Source organism: Streptomyces sp. NPDC107521 (assembly GCF_055598485.1).
The window spans coordinates 172,640-188,611 of the sequence record NZ_JBVKAT010000009.1; the positions used below are offsets into that span (position 1 = coordinate 172,640).

The following is a 15,972-nucleotide window of genomic DNA, read 5'->3' on the forward strand; positions in this document are numbered from 1 at the left end:
GCCGGGTCGGAAGCGGGGGCGTACGGGGGTGATCAGCCGGTGCCGGGCCCGGCTGCCGGGCCGGTGGCCTCGGCGGCCGCCGAGACGAGTGCCTCGCGGAACCACTGGTGCGCCGGGTCGTCGTCGAACCTCTCGTGCCACCACAGGCGTTCCTCGATGGCGCGCGGCTCGCCGGGCACCGGGAGGATCCGCACGGCCAGGCCCTGGGCCACGTGGTGCTCGGCCAGCCTGCGCTGGACGAGCGCGACCCGGTTGGTGCCCGGGACCAGCAGCGGGACCAGCATGTAGCTCTCCACCCGCACCGCGACCTGGGGGCGGATGCCGATCCGGTCCAGGACCCGAGTCGTCGGCGCGTCCGAGACCGAGGCGCCGCCCCGGTGGTAGGGCAGGACCCACGCCCGCGCCGCCAGTTCCTCGCGCGTGGGCCGGTCGCAGAGGTCGGTCTCCGCGGCGGCCAGGCACACCCACTCGTCGACGAACAGCAGCCTGGAGCGGACCTCGGAGACCTGAAGCTGCCGCACCGGTGGTGCGATGACGCCGTCCATCACCTTGACGGAGCGGCTGACATGGGTGGTCATCGTCTCCCGCACCGTGGTCAGGTGCAGCCGGGCCCGGGGCGTCTCCGCCGCGAGCCGTCGGGCCAGCGCGTTGCCGATCACGAAGGTGGCGTAGTCGGCGACCAGGAGGCTGAACTCCCGTTCCGTGGAGAGCGGCGCGAAGCCGCTCATCGTGGCGAACAGTTCCTCGAGCGCCACGTGGATGGGCTCCACCTGAGCGGCCAGCTGTGTGCCGAGCAGGGTCAGTTCGTAGCCGTCGAGGGTGCGGGTGAGGAGTTCGTCGCCGAAGTGCTTGCGCAGCCGTTTGAGCGCCGCGCTCGCGGCCGGCTGGGTCACCCCGATCCGTTGCGCCGCCCGCGTCACGTTGCGTTCGGCAAGCAGCTCGCGGAGGAAGACGACGAGGTTGAGATCGAGATCGGCCAGCGGCGACATGGCGATACGTACTCCCAGGGGCGGCCCGGCGGCCGTGCGCGGGTGCGTCATGCCCGCGGTCAGTCAGCCGCAGCGGGCCCGGCCGGCCCACTTCGGCGGATGCTATCCCCGGCGTGACCGCCCCTCCCGGCGTCGTGTCGGCCACCGTCCCGGGCCGTCATCACAGGCTCCCGTCGAAGGAGATGGTCTTGGTCTGGGTGTACTCCTCGACCGCTCCGACGCCGAGCGTGCGGCCGAAGCCGGAGGACTTGTAGCCGCCGAACGGGGCGCCGATGATGCCCGAGGAGCCCACGGTGTTGACGTGGACGTGACCCGCCTCGATCGCCCGGCTCACCCGCACGGCGCGGCCGAGGTCGCGGGTCCACACGGAGGAGGCGAGTCCGAACTCGGTGCCGTTGGCGACCTCGATCGCCTCGGCCTCGCCGTCGACCGGGATGACCGCGAGCACCGGGCCGAAGATCTCCTCCTGCGCGATGCGCATGCCCGGGTCGACGTCGTCGAAGAGGGTCGGCCGGACGAAGTGGCCGGTCGCCGGGAAGCCCTCGGGTGTCTCCGGGCCGCCGGTGACGAGCCGGGCGCCTTCACCGACGCCGGCCTCGATGTACTCCCGTACGCGGCCGAGCTGCCGTGCGCTGATGAGGGGGCCCATGTCGGCGGGCTCGTCCCAGGTGCCGATCCGGATCCGGTCGAACGCCTCCGCCAGCCGCTCGACCAGTTCGTCGCGGACCGCGCGCTCGGCGACGACGCGGGAGCCCGCGACGCAGATCTGGCCGGTGTTGAAGGTGATGCTGCGCACCAGGTGCGGCAGCGCGGCGTCGAGGTCGGCGTCCGCGAAGACCACCTGCGGGGTCTTGCCGCCCAGTTCGAGGTGGAGCGGGGTGATGTTGCGTGCGCAGGCCGCCATCACCGCCCGCCCGGTCCGCGGGGACCCGGTGAAGCTCATCCGCCCGATGCCCGGGTGACCCGCGAGCGCGGCCCCGGCCTCGGAGCCGTATCCGGTCACGACGTTGACGACTCCGGCGGGGATCCCCGCGTCGAGCGCGAGCTGCGCCAGCAGCAGCGGCGCCAGGGGCGCTTCCTCGGACGGCTTCACGACGATGGTGTTGCCGGCGCCGATCGCGGGCGCCACGTCGTTGACGAACTCCGAGGCGGGGGCGTTCCACGGGATGATCGAGCCCACCACGCCGTACGGCTCGCGCACGGTCAGCGCGAGCGTCGACGTCGACCGGGTCGGCAGCGAGCGCCCGTGGATCTTGTCGGCCAGGCCCGCGAAGTACCTGATCGCGTTGCCGAGCACGGGCGGCGCGGCGAGGGGCCGGCCGACGTCGAGCCGCTCGATCCCGTCCACATCGGACGCCCGGGCGTCGACGAGATCCCCCCAGGCCCGCAGGAGGTCGGCCCGTACGGCGGGGCTCTCGGCGCGCCAGGCGGGGAGCGCCGCCCGCGCGGCCCCGACCGCGGCGTCGACGTCGGCGGACCGTCCCCGGTCGACCGCGGCGAGCGGCCCGCCGGAGGCGGGGTCGCCGACCTCGATGGTGTCCCGGTCGGCCGACCTGGTCCAGGTGCCGCCGATCAGGAGGGTGCCCTCGGCCAGGATGCCGGTCAGCGTGTCACCGGCGGTGACGCGGTGCAGCATGTCGTCTCGCTCCTCTCCGAACTCCGGTCGGGATCAGTTGGTGGTGATGTCGTTCAGGATCAGGTGGTTGACCGGGTTGACCCGGAACCCCTTGACGTTCTCGGCCATCGCGAAGCGGGTCACCTGGGTGTAGATGCCGGTGGTCCAGGAGTTGTCGAGCAGCGCCCGGTTGAACTGCGCGTCGGCCGCCCTCCGCTGCTCGGGGGTGATGGCCTCCTGCTCCGCGGACAGCGCCCTGCGGTAGTCGGCCGGGACGGTCCCGCCCTTCCACCAGTAGTTCCCCTCGCCGCCGCTGAAGCCGCGGTTGGTCGCCAGGCTGGCCGGGCTGCGGAACGGGTTGACGGTGATGAACATGGCCGACTGGACCTTGCCGTCCCGGAGTTGGGTGGCGAAGTTGGCGCTGTCCACGTTCTGCAGCTTGAGGTCGAATCCGGCCGCGGCGAGGTCGGCCTGCACGATGGTGAGGCCCTGGGAGACGCCCGGTGAGGGCTGCACGACCGCGGTCGCGGTCCTGCCGGAGCAGGAGGTGGCGATGCCCGACCTGGCCGCGGCCGGATCGAAGCCGACCTCGTCCATCAGCGCGGCGTCGTAGGCCGGGGACGAGGGCGGGAAGGGGCCGGGGACGGAGGTGCCGGAGTCGTTCTGGACGGTCTTGCGGATCTTGTCGCGGTCGACGGCCCGCATGACCGCGCGGCGGCAGTCGGCGTCGTCGAACGGCGCCGTGGTCGGGTTCAGGTAGAAGAGCATCGTGCCGGCCGACTCCGAGCCGTCGACCAGTTGGTACCGCTCCTTGAGCTGCGCGTCGTAGCGCAGTTCCTGGAAGGCGGTGCCGTCCACGTCCCCGGACTGCAGGGCCGCCACGAGGCTGTCCTGGTCGTTGAAGAACCGGTAGACGACCTTCTCGGTCCTCACCCCCGCGGCGTCGTAGTAGTCCGGGTTCGCCTTCAGCACCATCTGGTCGCCGGGCTGGTAGGAGTCCAGGAGGTAGGGGCCGGAGCCGGCCGGCCGGGTCTTGAGCTTCTCCGGGTCGTTTCCGGCCTTCTGCACGACGGGGAAGTAGAACATCCAGTCCAGGACGCGGTCCTCACCGGTCGGGGCCTTGAAGTTCACCTTCACCGAGTGCTCGTCGACGGCCTCGGAGGAGGCGATGAACGACGAGACTCCCCCGACGGTCAGGGCCGTTTCGGGGTCGGTCGCGCGCTCGATGCCGGCGATGACGTCCGCCGAGGTCAGTGGCGTGCCGTCGCTGAAGCTGGTCTCGCGCAGGGTGATGGTGACCGACTTGTGGTCCGGCGCGATCGTCCACTTGGTGGCGGCGTCGGGTGCGGGCTCGAGGTGTTCGTCGTACTCGATCAGATTCGAGTAGAGGGTTCTCGCCATGATGTTGTTCGCCGGCGCCCCGTTGTAGGGGTCGAAGTCCGCGAACGGCTGCCCGACACCGAGGGTGAGGGTGCCGTCCGCGCCGTCGGCGGAACCGCCGCAGGCCGTGAGGCACACACCGAGCGCGACGGCGATCGGGAGCGCGGTCCGGGCGCGGGCGGGACCACGTCTGCCCCGGGTGTGGCGGCTGGTGGTGTTGACCATGGTGCTGTGACTCCGATCATTCCGAACTCGAACGCGTCGACCGCGCTTCGAGGAAGAGGGCGTGCGGGAGCACACGGGCGGACCCGTCGCCGGGGGGAGGACGGACGGCTAGCGAAGCCGGATGCGCGGGTCGAGAACCGCGTAGAGGAGGTCCACCAGGAGGCTGAGGAGGAGGAAGACCACGACGACGAACACGATCGACGCCTGGAGCGAGGCGTAGTCACGCCCGTTGACCGCGGTGAACATCAGCTTGCCCACACCTGGGTAGTTGAAGAGCACCTCCATGACGACGGCCCCGCCGATCAGGAAGCCGAGTTGCAGCGCCCCGACGGTCAGCGCCGGCAGCATCGAGTTGCGCATCGCGTGCCGCACGACCACCCGGGCCTCGGAGGCGCCCTTGGAACGAGCGGTCCGCACGTAGTCGCTCCGCATGGCCTCCGCCAGCGACGACGCCACGAACCTCGCGAGCACGCCGCCGGAGTAGAGCCCGAGCGCGAGCGCCGGAAGCAGGCTGTTCCGCAGCGCCCCGGAGGGGTCCTCGAAGAAGGGAACGTACCGGGACACGGCCGGGAGCATCCTCAGCTGGACGCTGACCACCAGGATGAGCAGGAGTCCCAGCCAGAACGGCGGGGTCGCCAGGCCCAGCGAGAGAAGGCCCTTGACGATGCGCCCGACCGGGCTCCGGGGAGCGAGTGCGACGACGGTGCCGAGCGGTACGGCGACGACGACCACGACCACCATGGCGAGCACGGCGAGTTGCAGGGTGGCCGGAATGGCGGTCCCCAGGAGGGAGGTGACGGAGTGGCCCGAGGTGATCGAGGTGCCGAGGTCACCGGTCACGACGTGCCGGCACCAGGTGAGGAACTGCTGCCAGATCGGCTGGTCGAGCCCGAGCCGCTGCCGGATCGACTCGATCTCCTCGTCGCTGGCGTTGACGCCGCCCAGGACCGCCGCGGGATCGCCGGGGAGGGCGTAGACCAGGGCCCAGACCGCCAGAGCGGCCAGGAGCAGCACCGGGGCGAGTTGCGCCAGTCGGCGCAGGACGAAGCCGATCATCGACGATCATTCCTTCCGGCTCCGTCGCTCTCCGCGCCGAGGGCGACGCGTACCCGCGCTCCGAGCTGTTCCAGGCAGAGGACGGTGGTGACCAGGGCCAGTCCGGGAGCGATGCCGTACCAGGGGTTCTGGTGGAGGTAGGACTTCGCGGTCTGCATCATTCCGCCCCAGGAGGGCGTGGGGGCCGCCGGGCCGAGACCCAGGAAGCCGAGGGCGGCCGAGACGACGACGGCGACCGCCGCGGTGATCACGAACTGCACGACGACCGGGCCGAGGACGTTCGGCAGGATCGTGCGCGTCATCGTGTCGTGGTGGCGTGCCCCCATCGCCCGGGACGCGACGACGAACTCCCGCTCGCGGATGCCCAGCACGCCGGCCCGGGTCACGCGGGCGAAGATCGGGACGAACGCGACCCCGATGCCGATCACCAGGTTGAGGGTGGAGTTGCCGAGCACCGCGATGATCACCAGTGCGAGGACGACCTCGGGGAGCGCGAGCAGCACGTCGAGGGCGCGCATCGAGACGGCGTCGACGGGACCTCGGTAGTAGCCGGCCGCCAGACCGAGCGCGACTCCGATCACCATGGCGAACAGCGCCGCGCCGAAGGCCACCGTGAGGCTGGAGCGCGCGCCGACGAGTACGCGGACCGCGTTGTCCCGGCCGAACTCGTCGGTCCCGAACCAGTGCCCGGCGCTCGGGCCCTGGAGCACCCGGGCGCTCTGCTCGGCGTGGTCCAGGCCGAGCGCGAACGGGAGCAGGGAGGAGCCGAGGGCCAGCAGGACCAGCAGGCCGAGGGCGAGGTGGACCCGGCGGTCGTGCGCCAGGGTGGCGAGGACGCCCCGAGCGGGCGGCTCGGGAGCGGCGGTCGGCGGCGGAGCCTCCGTGTCGACGTCCCGGGCGGGCGGGTCCAGGGTCTCCTTCCGGGCGGTCATGAGCGCGCTCCGGCCCCGAGGACGGCCGCGTCGCCGGCACCCACCAGATGGCAGGCGACCCGGTTGGGCAGGTGGTTGCGGATCCGCAGCGACGGGACCTCGGTACCGCACACGTCCTCGGCGAGCGGGCAGCGGCTCCGGAAGGAGCATCCCGGCGGAGGGTCGACCGGACTCGGCGGGTCGCCCTGGAGCGGCACCCGGTGAGCGCCGCGGGCCGTCCCGACGTCGGGGCTCGGCACCGAGCGGAGGAGCGCCTCGGTGTAGGGGTGCTGGGGGTGCTCGAAGAGGTCGTCGCGGTCGGCCACCTCCACGATGCGGCCCAGGTACATCACGGCGACCCGGTCGCTGACGTGGCGGACCACGCTCAGGTCGTGGCTGACGAAGAGGTAGGCCAGGCCGAGTTCCCGCTTCAGGTCGGCGAGCAGGTTCAGCACCTGCGCCTGCACCGACACGTCCAGCGCCGAGACCGGCTCGTCCATGATCACGAGCTTGGGACGCAGGGCCAGCGCCCGTGCTATCGCGACGCGCTGACGCTGGCCGCCCGAGAGCTCCGCGGGTTTGCGGCCGAGGTGGTGGCGGGCCAGTCCGACCTGGTCGAAGAGTTCGGCCACGCGGGTGTGCCTCGCCTCGCGGCTCATGCCTCCCGCCAGGCGCAGCGGCTCCGCGACGTTGGCTCCGACCGACAGCTGCGGGTTCAGGGAGGCCTTCGGGTCCTGGAACACCATTGCCATCCGGCGCCGCAGGTCCCGCAGCCCGCCGGCGGACGCGGTCGTGACGTCCTCGCCGTCGAAGACGACCGAACCGGCGGTCGGTTCCTCGAGTCGCATCAGCAGACGGGACGTCGTCGACTTCCCGCAGCCCGACTCACCGACGAGTCCGAGGGTCTCGCCGGGGTCGATCGTGAGGTCGAGCCCGCGGACCGCGCGGACCGTCCCGGTCCTCCGGCCCAGCGGCCCCGAGCGCATCGGGTACTCCTTCGTCAGGCCGCGGACCTCGAGGAGCGGTGCCGGGGCGTCCCTGGGCCGGGGCGCCGCGGCGCTCACCACCGCAGTGCCGCGCACGGCCGGCTCGGCGCGCTCGTCCAGGAAGTGGCACGCGGCGGTGACGGCGCCGCGGCCGCCGCCCTCCACGACGACGAGTCCGGGCCGGGAGGTGAGGCACCGGGTGCGCCCGGCGCGGTGCGCGCACCGCTCCGCGAAGGCGCAGCCGGCACCGAGTTGACGGGGCGTGGGCGGCCGCCCGGGTATCGGGGTCAGTCTGGCGGCCGGATCGGTGAGCCGCGGTATGCACGCCAGGAGCCCCTCGGAGTAGGGGTGCCGCGGGTGCTCGAACACCCGGTCCACCGGACCGGTCTCCACCACCCGTCCCCCGTACATCACGCACACCCGGTCGGCCATCTCGGCGATGACCCCCATGTCGTGGGAGATCAGTACGGTCGCGGCGCCGGTCTCCCGGGCCGCCGTCCGCAGGACGTCGAGCAACTGCGCCTGGACGCTGACGTCGACGGCGGTGGTCGGCTCGTCGGCGATGAGCACCTTCGGCCCGTTGGCGATGGCCAGGGCGATGACCGCGCGCTGGCACATGCCGCCGGAGAACTCGTGCGGGTACTGCCGGGCGCGCACCTCGGGATGCGGGACGCCCACCAGGTCGAGGAGTTCGACGGCGCGGCGCCGCGCGTCCCGCCGGGACACCCCGCGGTCGTGGAGCCGGATCATCTCCGCGATCTGGTCGCCCGTCCGCTGCACCGGGTTGAGCGCGGAGACCGGGTCCTGGAAGACCATGGCGACATCGCGTCCGAGCACCGCACGGCGCTCCCGCGCGGACATCGCCAACAGGTCGCGCCCGTCGAGCAGTACGCGCCCGGAGACCCTGGCCGGCGCGGCGGACCCGAGCAGTCCGAGCGCGGCCATCACGGTGACGGACTTGCCGGAGCCGCTCTCGCCGACCACTCCGAGCGTCTCGCCCGGGTGGACCGCGTAGGTCACGCCCTGAACCGCGGTGACGGCCTGATCGCCGGCACCGAACACGATGTGCAGGTCCTCGATCGAGAGCACGGGCGTACTCCGCGCGGCGCCGTCACGAGGGTCCGATGTGCCGCCCGGATCGGGCGCCGTCGAACGGAGGGACATGGATCACTTCCTCGGACTCGTGGAATTGACCCTCACCCTGCGGCTTCCCGGCATGACAGACAAGGCATGTATTCAAACTATGGTCCGATATAAATCGCATTGATGCCTTGGCTAAATTCGAGCCCGAGGTGATGCTGGTGCCCGGCCGTCTTCACTCGAAGACGCTGCCCAGGGTGGGCCGAGAGACGGATCTCCGTATCCGGTGACCATCATTCATATTTATGATATGGCCCGGCGGAAAGGGTAGACGTGGTTGACGAGGATTTCACGGTCCGCAATCCGGTGGCGGAGCGGATCGCTCGCGGAGGAGTTTCCTACGGCATCAACGTTCGCGCGGTCCGGTCCGGCGAGATCGCCCAACTGGCCCGCGCCACGGAGCACGACTTCCTCTACATCGACGCGCAGCACGCCCTGCTCGACCTCCAGTCGATCGGCGCCATCACACAGGTCGCCCTCGGCTGCGGCGTCGCTCCGTTCGTGCGGGTCCGCTCGGTGCGCGACCCCGACATCTCCGTGCTCCTCGACGCCGGTGTGCTCGGGATCGTGGCCCCGGACGTCGTCTCGGCGGCCGAGGCCCGCGAGCTGGTGCGGGTGACGAAGTACCCGCCGGTCGGCCGCCGGTCGCTCGCCGGATTCACCATCCACTCCAGCTACCGGCACGTCCCGACGACGGCGCAGATGGCGGCGGAGAACACCGGGGTCCTGGTCTTCTGCATGGTCGAGTCCCGGGAGGGGCTCGAAGCGGCGGAGGAGATCGCCGCGGTCCCCGGTGTCGACGGTCTCTACCTCGGCATCAACGACCTGCTCGCCGATCTCGGGCTGCCCGGCCAGTACGACCATCCGGTCGTCGCCGAGGCCCTCGAACGGGTCGTCGGGGCCGCCGACCGCAACGGCCTGATCCCGGGCGCGGGCGGCGTCCCGCGCCCGCCCTACCAGGTGGCGGCGATCAGGGCCGGGGTCCGCTTCCTGACCACGGCCAGCGACCTCGGTCTCCTGCGCGGCGGCCTCGTCCAGGCGCGCCGGGCCATCGAGGACGGCCTCTGACACCGCCGCCCGGCGACCCGGCGGCCCGCCCCACCGGCGGCCCGCCCCCTCCGACAGCCACACGTCCCCCAGAGAAGGACGGACATGCCAGACGCTTTCCCCCAGACGATCGCCGAGAAGGTGCTCAGCCGTCACAGCCGCTCGGGCAGGGCCCTGCGCGCGGGCGACGTCGTCGACGCCGACATCGACGGTCTCCTCGTCGTGATGTACCAGTTCTTCCGCAACGCCTACAGGAAGATCGGATTTCCCGACGGGCCGCCGACCGTGTGGGACCCCGACCGGGTCTTCGTGATGAGCGAGCACGTCCAGCCACCGACCGATGTCACCGGCGCCTACACCAACCTCGCCGCCCGACGCGACGCGGAGCGGCTCGGGCTGACGCACTTCATCGACTCGGAGCCCGGCGTGTGCCACCAGATGATGCTCGACCACGGCCTCGTGCGCCCCGGTGAGCTGGTCGTGGGCTGCGACTCCCACACGATCTCCTACGGCGGCATCAACGTCGTCTCGACCGGGATCGGGACGGACGAGGCGGCATACGTCTGGGCCTTCGGTTCGCTGCCCTTCACCGTTCCGGAGACGATCAGGATCGTCCTCAACGGCAGCACCGTGCCGACCGGGAAGGACGTCATCCTCCATCTGGCCGGGCGGTACGGCGAGACGTTCGCGCAGGGCCGGGCGCTGGAGTTCACCGGCCCGCTCATCGAGCGGATGGACATCGCGACCCGGCTCACGATCGCGGACCACGCGGTCGAGGTCGGGGCGAAGTTCGGCGTGTTCCCCGCCGACGACCGGACGCTGGAGTTCGTCCGGTCCGTCACCGACAAGCCCTTCGAGCCGGTCGCGCCCGACGAGGGGGCCGAGTACACGCGGGTCATCGAGATCGACTGCGACACCATCGGCTACCAGGTCGCCAAACCCTTCCGCTTCGACAACGTGGTCCCGGTCGACGAGGTCGCCGGCATCAGGATCGACCAGGCCCGGGTCGGTTCCTGCGCGAACGGCCGCATCGAGGACATCGCCGCCGTCGCCGAGGTGATGAAGGACCGCCAGGTGGCTCCCGGCGTGCGCTTCTACGTCTCGCCCGCGTCCATGACCGTGTACCGCCGGAGCGTCGAGGCCGGATACATCGGCACCCTTCTCGCCGCCGGCGTGCAGGTGGTCGACCCCGGCTGCTCGATCTGCCAGTCGCCAGGGATCGTGCTCAACGAGGAGACCTGCATCAGCTCCACGACCCGCAACTACCGCGGCCGGTTCGGCGGCTCGCAGACCGCCGACGCACAGATCTACCTGGCCACCCCCGCCGTCGTGGCCGCCTCGGCGATCGAGGGCCGGATCGCCGACCCGACGCCCTATCTCGCCCGGAAGGAAGCCACCCGTGCCTGAGTCCGTCTCCCCCGCACCCGCCGGCGAGCACACCCCCCACATCGGACGCGTCTGGCGGATCGGCGATTCGGTCGACACCAACCAGCTCGCCGGCGGCGGTCTCGTCGGGAAGGACCGCCGGGACACCCTCCGGATCAACTGTCTGCGCGGCCTGCGCCCCGACTTCACCGAGGGCGTCCGACCGGGCGACGTCCTCGTCGCCGGGGAGAACTTCGGCTGCGGCTCGGCCCGCCAGAGCGCCGTCGAGGCACTGCAGTTGTGCGGGATCTCCTTCGTCCTCGCCGAGTCGGTCGCCCGGATCCACCGACGCAACAGCATCGCCCTCGCGCTCCCGACCGTGCTCGTTCCCGGCATCACCGATCTGGTCTCCGACGGCGACCGGATCGAGATCGACGAGACGGCCCACCTCGTCCGCAACATCACCAGGGGCGGCGAACTCCCGCTCCCGGAGACTCCGGAGAGCGTCAAGGAGATCTACCGGGCCGGCGGCATGCTGAAGGTGATCGCCCAGCGCCTGGCCGCCCGGGGAATCCACCCGCCGGCCGCCTCGTAGGCGGGGCCGGGCGCGCAGAGCCCGGGGCAGCGCCGTCGGGAAGCCCGGATGCGGGGGTCGGCCCTCTTCCGGCCAACCACGCCCCGCGCGCCGCTCGATGCGCCCCGTGCGCCCTGCCCCGGGAGGAGCACGGCCCCTAGGGTTCCGTCCACGTCCACGACAGGGTTGTCGTGGCCCGCCGACGAGAGGACTCCCCCGTGAGGCGTCGAACCGCCGCCGCCACCCTGGCCGCCACCCTCGCGCTGGGCCTGGCCGGCTTCGTCGCACCCCAGGGTGCCGCCGCGGCCGTCCCGGGCGGCTGCTCCCACACCCCCTCCAGCAACAGGCCGGTGCTGAGGAGCGGCTCCACCGGTGCCGCCGTCAAGCAGGCCCAGTGCCTGACCAACGTCTGGGGCGGCGTCCCCAAGCTCACCGTGGACGGCGTCTTCGGCGCGAACACCCTCAAGAAGATCAAGTGGATCCAGGGCTGTCACGGGCTCACCAAGGACGGTGTCATCGGCGCCAAGACCTGGAACGCCCTCTACTACCCCGCCCAGGACTGCTACGACCCCTATCCGGGCTGAGGGTTCGCGCCCTCTCCGGGTGGCGGGCGCCGGCCGGCCTGGCGCCGCGTGGCGGGGACAGCGCGCCGAACGCACCGCGCGGACCTCGCCACCCCACCCCAGGCGCGCGGAGCGGCCTCCCGGCCCTTCCCGGCGGCCGGGCGTCCGCGCCCCGGAGCACTCCACCGCCGCCCGGACCGGCCTTCCGACGGGCCGCCCGCTCCCCCGGCGGTCCTGGCGTGCCGTCGGGATCCCCGATACGCCGTGACGTAGATTGTCCCGTTATGGGAGATATTCATGGAGTGGGGCGCCGATCCGTGCTCAAGGCCCTCCCCCTCGCGGGCCTCGCGGCGGCGGCCTGGGCGCCCCCGTCCGGGCGGCGCACGCGGACCACGACCCCGTTTCCGCAGCCGGCCGTCTCGCTCCCGCTGCCGGCGGCCGGCCCGGCGGTGACCGAGCAGGTCCTCGACGTCCGGTTCGCCGAGGTGACGGTACCGGGCCACGGCCGCATCACGACCCGCGCGTACAACGGCGCGATCCCGGGGCCGACCCTGCGCACGCGGTGCGGGGGCGTCCTGCGGCTGACCCAGGTGAACGGGCTGCCGCCCAATCCGCCCCACACGGGCGGCCACAACGTCCCGCACCACCCCAACAGCTTCAACCTGCACACGCACGGCCTGCACGTCTCCCCGTCCGGGCAGGCCGACAACGTGCTGCGCGAGTTCGCCCCCCGCACCGCCCAGGAGGCCGCCGCCGACGGGCCGGAACCGCGTTACACGACCACCATCCACATCCCGGCCGACCACCCCGCCGGCACCTTCTGGTACCACCCGCACCTGCACGGATCCACCGCCGAGCAGATCGTCGGCGGCATGGCCGGGGTGATCGTCGTCGAGGGCGACGTGGACGAGGTCCCCGAGATCAGGGCCGCCGCCGACATCGTCGTCTGCGTCGGCGAACTCAAGCTCAAGGACGGCAGGGTCCCCGCCTTCACCTCCGGCGACTGGGTGAACGGCGTCCCGTCCGTCTTCACCGTCAACGGCGCCGTCAACCCCACCCTCCGACTGCGCCCGGGCGAGGTCCAGCGGTGGCGACTGGTGGCCGCGACCGCGTTCACCGCCCTGCGCCTCGGCCTCACCGGGGACCAGGGGCGCCTGCCGCTGCACCAGATCGCCCAGGACGGCATCACCTTCCCCCGTACCGTCACGCTCGACGGGCTGGAGCTGGCCATGGGCAACCGGGCCGACGTCCTGGTCCGCGGCGCGACGCCCGGACGGTACGAGCTGCGCGCCGAGGGGCTGCCCGCACCGCTCATGACGGTCGAGGTCACGGGAGAGCCCGTCGAGCCGCCGATGCCGCTGCCGACCGCGCTGCCGCAGGGCAGGCCCTTCCTCGACGAGGCGGACCTCACCGACCCGGACGCGAGCCGCGACGTGGTCTTCCACACCGACGCGCGCGTCTTCCCCGGAGCCTTCCCCAACGCCTTCCGCATCCTGGGGTCGGGCGCGACCCCCGCGGCCCACCCGGACACCGACCCCACCCGCGACCCCGCCCACGGCCTCTTCGACCCCGAGTACGTCAACCACACCCTGCGCCTGGGCACCGTCGAGCGGTGGACCGTCCGCACCGACGAGAGCCTGCACGGCCGCAACCACCCCTTCCACCTGCACACCAACCCGGTCCTCCTCACCCACCGCAACGGCCGCCTGCTCGACCCGCCCGTCTGGCACGACACCATCGGCCTGACCGGCGGCACCCCCGGAGACTCCGTCACCTTCCTCGTCGGGTACGAGGACTTCACCGGCCGCGCCATCGCCCACTGCCACCAGCTCCAGCACGAGGACCTCGGCATGATGCAGACCGTCGAGTACGTGGACCCGTAGGCCCGTAGGCCCTGACGCCCTGACGGCCGAGGAGGGTCCGGGGCGCCGCGCGGCCCGCCCGCCTTCGCCGGGGCGATGCGTCACCTCCACCCGTCGGGACGGTCAACGACAGCTACTCGTCGCAGAGTTGTCCCTTGGGGACCGTTTGTCGGGCATACGTCCGCCGCCCCGGTCGGCCCCGCCGACGAGCACGCCCCCGCCGCGCGGCGTCGCGCGGCGGGGGCGGTGGGCGGCAGGCGGCTGAAGCGGCGTCAGGGGCCGGAGACCAGCCGGAGGTCCGTCTCGATGCCGGTGGCGCACTCCCGGAGGCGGGGCACCATGGCGCGCAGCTCGTCGAGGGTCCGGGTGCCCGTGCTGGCGGCGATGTTGGCGGCGGCGATGGGGACACCGGAGCGGTCGTGCACCGGGACGGCGACCGCGCGCAGGCTCTGGTTCAGCTCCTGGTCGGCGACGCAGCAACCCTCCTCCCGGACCGCGGCGATGATCGCCCGGAACTGCTCGATGTCGCGGACGGTGCGGTCGGTGAGGGGCTGGAGGTCGACGCGCTCCAGATAGGCGCGGAAGGCGTCCTCGTCCAGGCCCGAGAGCAGGACCCGGCCCATGGCCGTGGCGTAGGCGGGGAAGCGGGAGCCGACGGGGATGGACACGGTGATCATCCCCCGCACCGGTACGCGGGCGACGTGCACCACGTCGTCGCCGTCGAGCACCGAGAGCGCGGTCGTCTCGCGCACGTCGCGCATCAGGTCCGTCAGATGGGGCTCCGCGATCTGCGGGGTGGACAGGGCCCGCAGATAGGCGTGGCCCAGTTCGAGGGTCTTCGGCGTGAGGCCGAAGCGGGTGCCCTCGACGCGTACGTATCCGAGCCGGTGCAGGGTCAGCAGGGAACGCCGGGCCGCCGCACGGGACAGATCGGCGGCCTTGGCCACATCGCTCAGCGAGCGGTAGGGGTGCTCGGCGTCGAAGACCTTGATCACCTCGAGTCCGCGCGCCAGCGACTGGACGAAGTCCGCGTCACCTGGACCGTCCTGGGGCTGTGTCATGCCGCATCTCCTGTTCCAGCGGTGTTGCGCTGCATCACTTTCCCATACCGCGGGACCGGTCGGGGCCTGCGGACATGGAGAGTGTACGCATAGCGCACAGGTGTGCGTTCACCTGGCGCACGAGTGTTCAGATGTGTATGGTCCTCCCAACGCACGTCGGGCCCGTCGCCACGGGCCCCCCTTCCCTGGAGGAACGGTGAAGTCTCCGATCATGCGAAGAAGAACAGCACTCGCCGGAGCGGCGGGGCTGGCGTTCTCCCTCGGCGCCTGCGGCAGCGGCGGCTCCTCGGACTCCGGGGGCTCGGCCTCGTCGAAGAAGCCGATGACCGTGCAGGCCGGGTTCATCCCGGTCATCGACGTCGCCGCGCTCTACCTGGGACAGCAGCAGGGCCTCTTCTCCGACCGCGGTCTCAAGCTGGACATCAAGACCGGCCAGGGCGGGGCCGCGCTGGTGCCGCCGGTGGTCAGCGGGCAGTACCGGTTCGCGTTCAGCAACGTCGTCTCGGTGCTCGCCGCCCGCAGCAAGGGCCTGCCCCTGAAGATCATCGCCGCCGGCTCCAACTCGACCGGCGTGGACGGCAAGGACGTCACGATGATCCGCGTCCGCGAGGACAGCCCCATCCGGACCGCCGCCGACCTCGAGGGCAAGAAGGTCAGCGTCAACACCCTGAACAACCTGCTCCAGATGCTCGGCGAGGTCGCCGTCACCGCGGCCCGCGGCAACCCCGACAAGGTCAGGTTCGTCGAACTCCCCTTCCCCGACGCGGTCACCGCGCTGAAGAAGGGTGACATCGATGCCATGGTCACCGCCGAGCCGTTCGACACCATCGCCGCCCAGACCGGCACCCGGGTCATCGCCTCGCCCTACCTGGAGATGTCCGACAGCAGCCTGACCACCTCGGTCTACTTCACCTCCGAGGACCAGCTCAAGAAGAACCCCGAGCTGTTCACCCAGCTCAAGGCCGCCATCGACGCCTCACTGACCTATGCGAACGCCCACCCCGACGAGACCCGGGCGCAGCTCGCGTCCTTCATGACGATCGACCCGGCCGTCGCCAGGAAGGTCACCCTGCCGACGTTCTCGCCCGAGATCCCGCAGGCGTCCGTCGACGCGTTCGTGAAGGCCGCCGGCAAGTACGGCATCATCGACCGCCCCCTCTCCTACCGCGACCTCGTCTGGTCGGGGACGGCCGGCTGA

General features: G+C 71.9%; 13 protein-coding genes. 6 read left to right on the forward strand and 7 right to left on the reverse strand.

Going from position 1 to position 15,972, the window contains the following annotated elements:
* Positions 1-32: 32 nt before the first annotated feature.
* The 6 genes from ACZ7LB_RS16320 to ACZ7LB_RS16345 form a co-directional block, all read right to left on the reverse strand.
* Positions 33-1,040, reverse strand: coding sequence for a LysR family transcriptional regulator (locus ACZ7LB_RS16320; protein WP_471468735.1), 1,008 nt, complete (start codon positions 1,038-1,040; stop codon positions 33-35).
* Positions 1,041-1,149: 109 nt separating this feature from the next.
* Positions 1,150-2,625, reverse strand: coding sequence for an aldehyde dehydrogenase family protein (locus tag ACZ7LB_RS16325; protein WP_471468736.1), 1,476 nt, complete (start codon positions 2,623-2,625; stop codon positions 1,150-1,152).
* A 33-nt stretch (positions 2,626-2,658) separates the two neighbouring features.
* Entirely contained in the window at positions 2,659-4,209 is a 1,551-nt protein-coding gene (locus ACZ7LB_RS16330; RefSeq protein WP_471468737.1) for an ABC transporter substrate-binding protein, read from the reverse strand.
* A 108-nt stretch (positions 4,210-4,317) separates the two neighbouring features.
* On the reverse strand, positions 4,318-5,265 hold the full coding sequence (locus ACZ7LB_RS16335) for an ABC transporter permease (RefSeq protein ID WP_471468739.1): 948 nt from the start codon (positions 5,263-5,265) through the stop codon (positions 4,318-4,320).
* Positions 5,262-6,197, reverse strand: coding sequence for an ABC transporter permease (locus tag ACZ7LB_RS16340; protein WP_471468740.1), 936 nt, complete (start codon positions 6,195-6,197; stop codon positions 5,262-5,264). Before ACZ7LB_RS16340 ends, ACZ7LB_RS16335 begins: the two co-directional genes overlap by 4 nt.
* On the reverse strand, positions 6,194-8,251 hold the full coding sequence (locus ACZ7LB_RS16345) for a dipeptide ABC transporter ATP-binding protein (RefSeq protein ID WP_471468742.1): 2,058 nt from the start codon (positions 8,249-8,251) through the stop codon (positions 6,194-6,196). The genes ACZ7LB_RS16340 and ACZ7LB_RS16345 overlap by 4 nt, the downstream gene beginning before the upstream one ends.
* A gap of 324 nt (positions 8,252-8,575) precedes the next feature.
* Between ACZ7LB_RS16345 and ACZ7LB_RS16350 the strand changes: the two genes are divergently transcribed.
* The 5 genes from ACZ7LB_RS16350 to ACZ7LB_RS16370 all read left to right on the forward strand — a co-directional run bounded on the left by ACZ7LB_RS16350 (position 8,576) and on the right by ACZ7LB_RS16370 (position 13,734).
* Positions 8,576-9,370 (forward strand): HpcH/HpaI aldolase family protein, encoded by a 795-nt coding sequence (locus ACZ7LB_RS16350; protein WP_471468744.1) that lies wholly within the window; start codon positions 8,576-8,578, stop codon positions 9,368-9,370.
* 84 nt (positions 9,371-9,454) lie between these two features.
* Positions 9,455-10,756, forward strand: coding sequence for a 3-isopropylmalate dehydratase large subunit (locus ACZ7LB_RS16355; RefSeq protein WP_471468746.1), 1,302 nt, complete (start codon positions 9,455-9,457; stop codon positions 10,754-10,756).
* Positions 10,749-11,309 carry a LeuD/DmdB family oxidoreductase small subunit gene (locus ACZ7LB_RS16360; protein ID WP_471468748.1) on the forward strand — a complete coding sequence of 187 codons (561 nt, stop codon included), beginning with the start codon at positions 10,749-10,751 and terminating at the stop codon, positions 11,307-11,309. Before ACZ7LB_RS16355 ends, ACZ7LB_RS16360 begins: the two co-directional genes overlap by 8 nt.
* 197 nt (positions 11,310-11,506) lie before the next feature.
* Positions 11,507-11,872, forward strand: a complete 366-nt coding sequence (locus tag ACZ7LB_RS16365) for a peptidoglycan-binding domain-containing protein (protein ID WP_471468750.1) — start codon at positions 11,507-11,509, stop codon at positions 11,870-11,872.
* A gap of 281 nt (positions 11,873-12,153) precedes the next feature.
* Positions 12,154-13,734, forward strand: coding sequence for a multicopper oxidase family protein (locus tag ACZ7LB_RS16370; RefSeq protein ID WP_471468752.1), 1,581 nt, complete (start codon positions 12,154-12,156; stop codon positions 13,732-13,734).
* A gap of 251 nt (positions 13,735-13,985) precedes the next feature.
* On the opposite strand, the gene ACZ7LB_RS16375 is transcribed toward ACZ7LB_RS16370, so the two are convergent.
* On the reverse strand, positions 13,986-14,774 hold the full coding sequence (locus ACZ7LB_RS16375) for an IclR family transcriptional regulator domain-containing protein (RefSeq protein WP_471468754.1): 789 nt from the start codon (positions 14,772-14,774) through the stop codon (positions 13,986-13,988).
* A gap of 211 nt (positions 14,775-14,985) precedes the next feature.
* Here ACZ7LB_RS16375 and ACZ7LB_RS16380 point away from each other — a divergent pair, with 211 nt between their 5' ends.
* Positions 14,986-15,972 (forward strand): ABC transporter substrate-binding protein, encoded by a 987-nt coding sequence (locus tag ACZ7LB_RS16380; RefSeq protein ID WP_471468756.1) that lies wholly within the window; start codon positions 14,986-14,988, stop codon positions 15,970-15,972.

Excerpts from the sequence above, each read along its gene's own strand:
- ACZ7LB_RS16380 (WP_471468756.1), top strand. The coding sequence starts at position 14,986 with ATGCGAAGAAGAACAGCACTCGCCGGAGCGGCGGGGCTGGCGTTCTCC.
- ACZ7LB_RS16335 (WP_471468739.1), bottom strand. The coding sequence starts at position 5,265 with ATGATCGGCTTCGTCCTGCGCCGACTGGCGCAACTCGCCCCGGTGCTG.
- ACZ7LB_RS16375 (WP_471468754.1), bottom strand. The coding sequence starts at position 14,774 with ATGACACAGCCCCAGGACGGTCCAGGTGACGCGGACTTCGTCCAGTCG.
- ACZ7LB_RS16330 (WP_471468737.1), bottom strand. The coding sequence starts at position 4,209 with ATGGTCAACACCACCAGCCGCCACACCCGGGGCAGACGTGGTCCCGCC.
- ACZ7LB_RS16355 (WP_471468746.1), top strand. The coding sequence starts at position 9,455 with ATGCCAGACGCTTTCCCCCAGACGATCGCCGAGAAGGTGCTCAGCCGT.
- ACZ7LB_RS16320 (WP_471468735.1), bottom strand. The coding sequence starts at position 1,040 with ATGACGCACCCGCGCACGGCCGCCGGGCCGCCCCTGGGAGTACGTATC.
- ACZ7LB_RS16325 (WP_471468736.1), bottom strand. The coding sequence starts at position 2,625 with ATGCTGCACCGCGTCACCGCCGGTGACACGCTGACCGGCATCCTGGCC.
- ACZ7LB_RS16340 (WP_471468740.1), bottom strand. The coding sequence starts at position 6,197 with ATGACCGCCCGGAAGGAGACCCTGGACCCGCCCGCCCGGGACGTCGAC.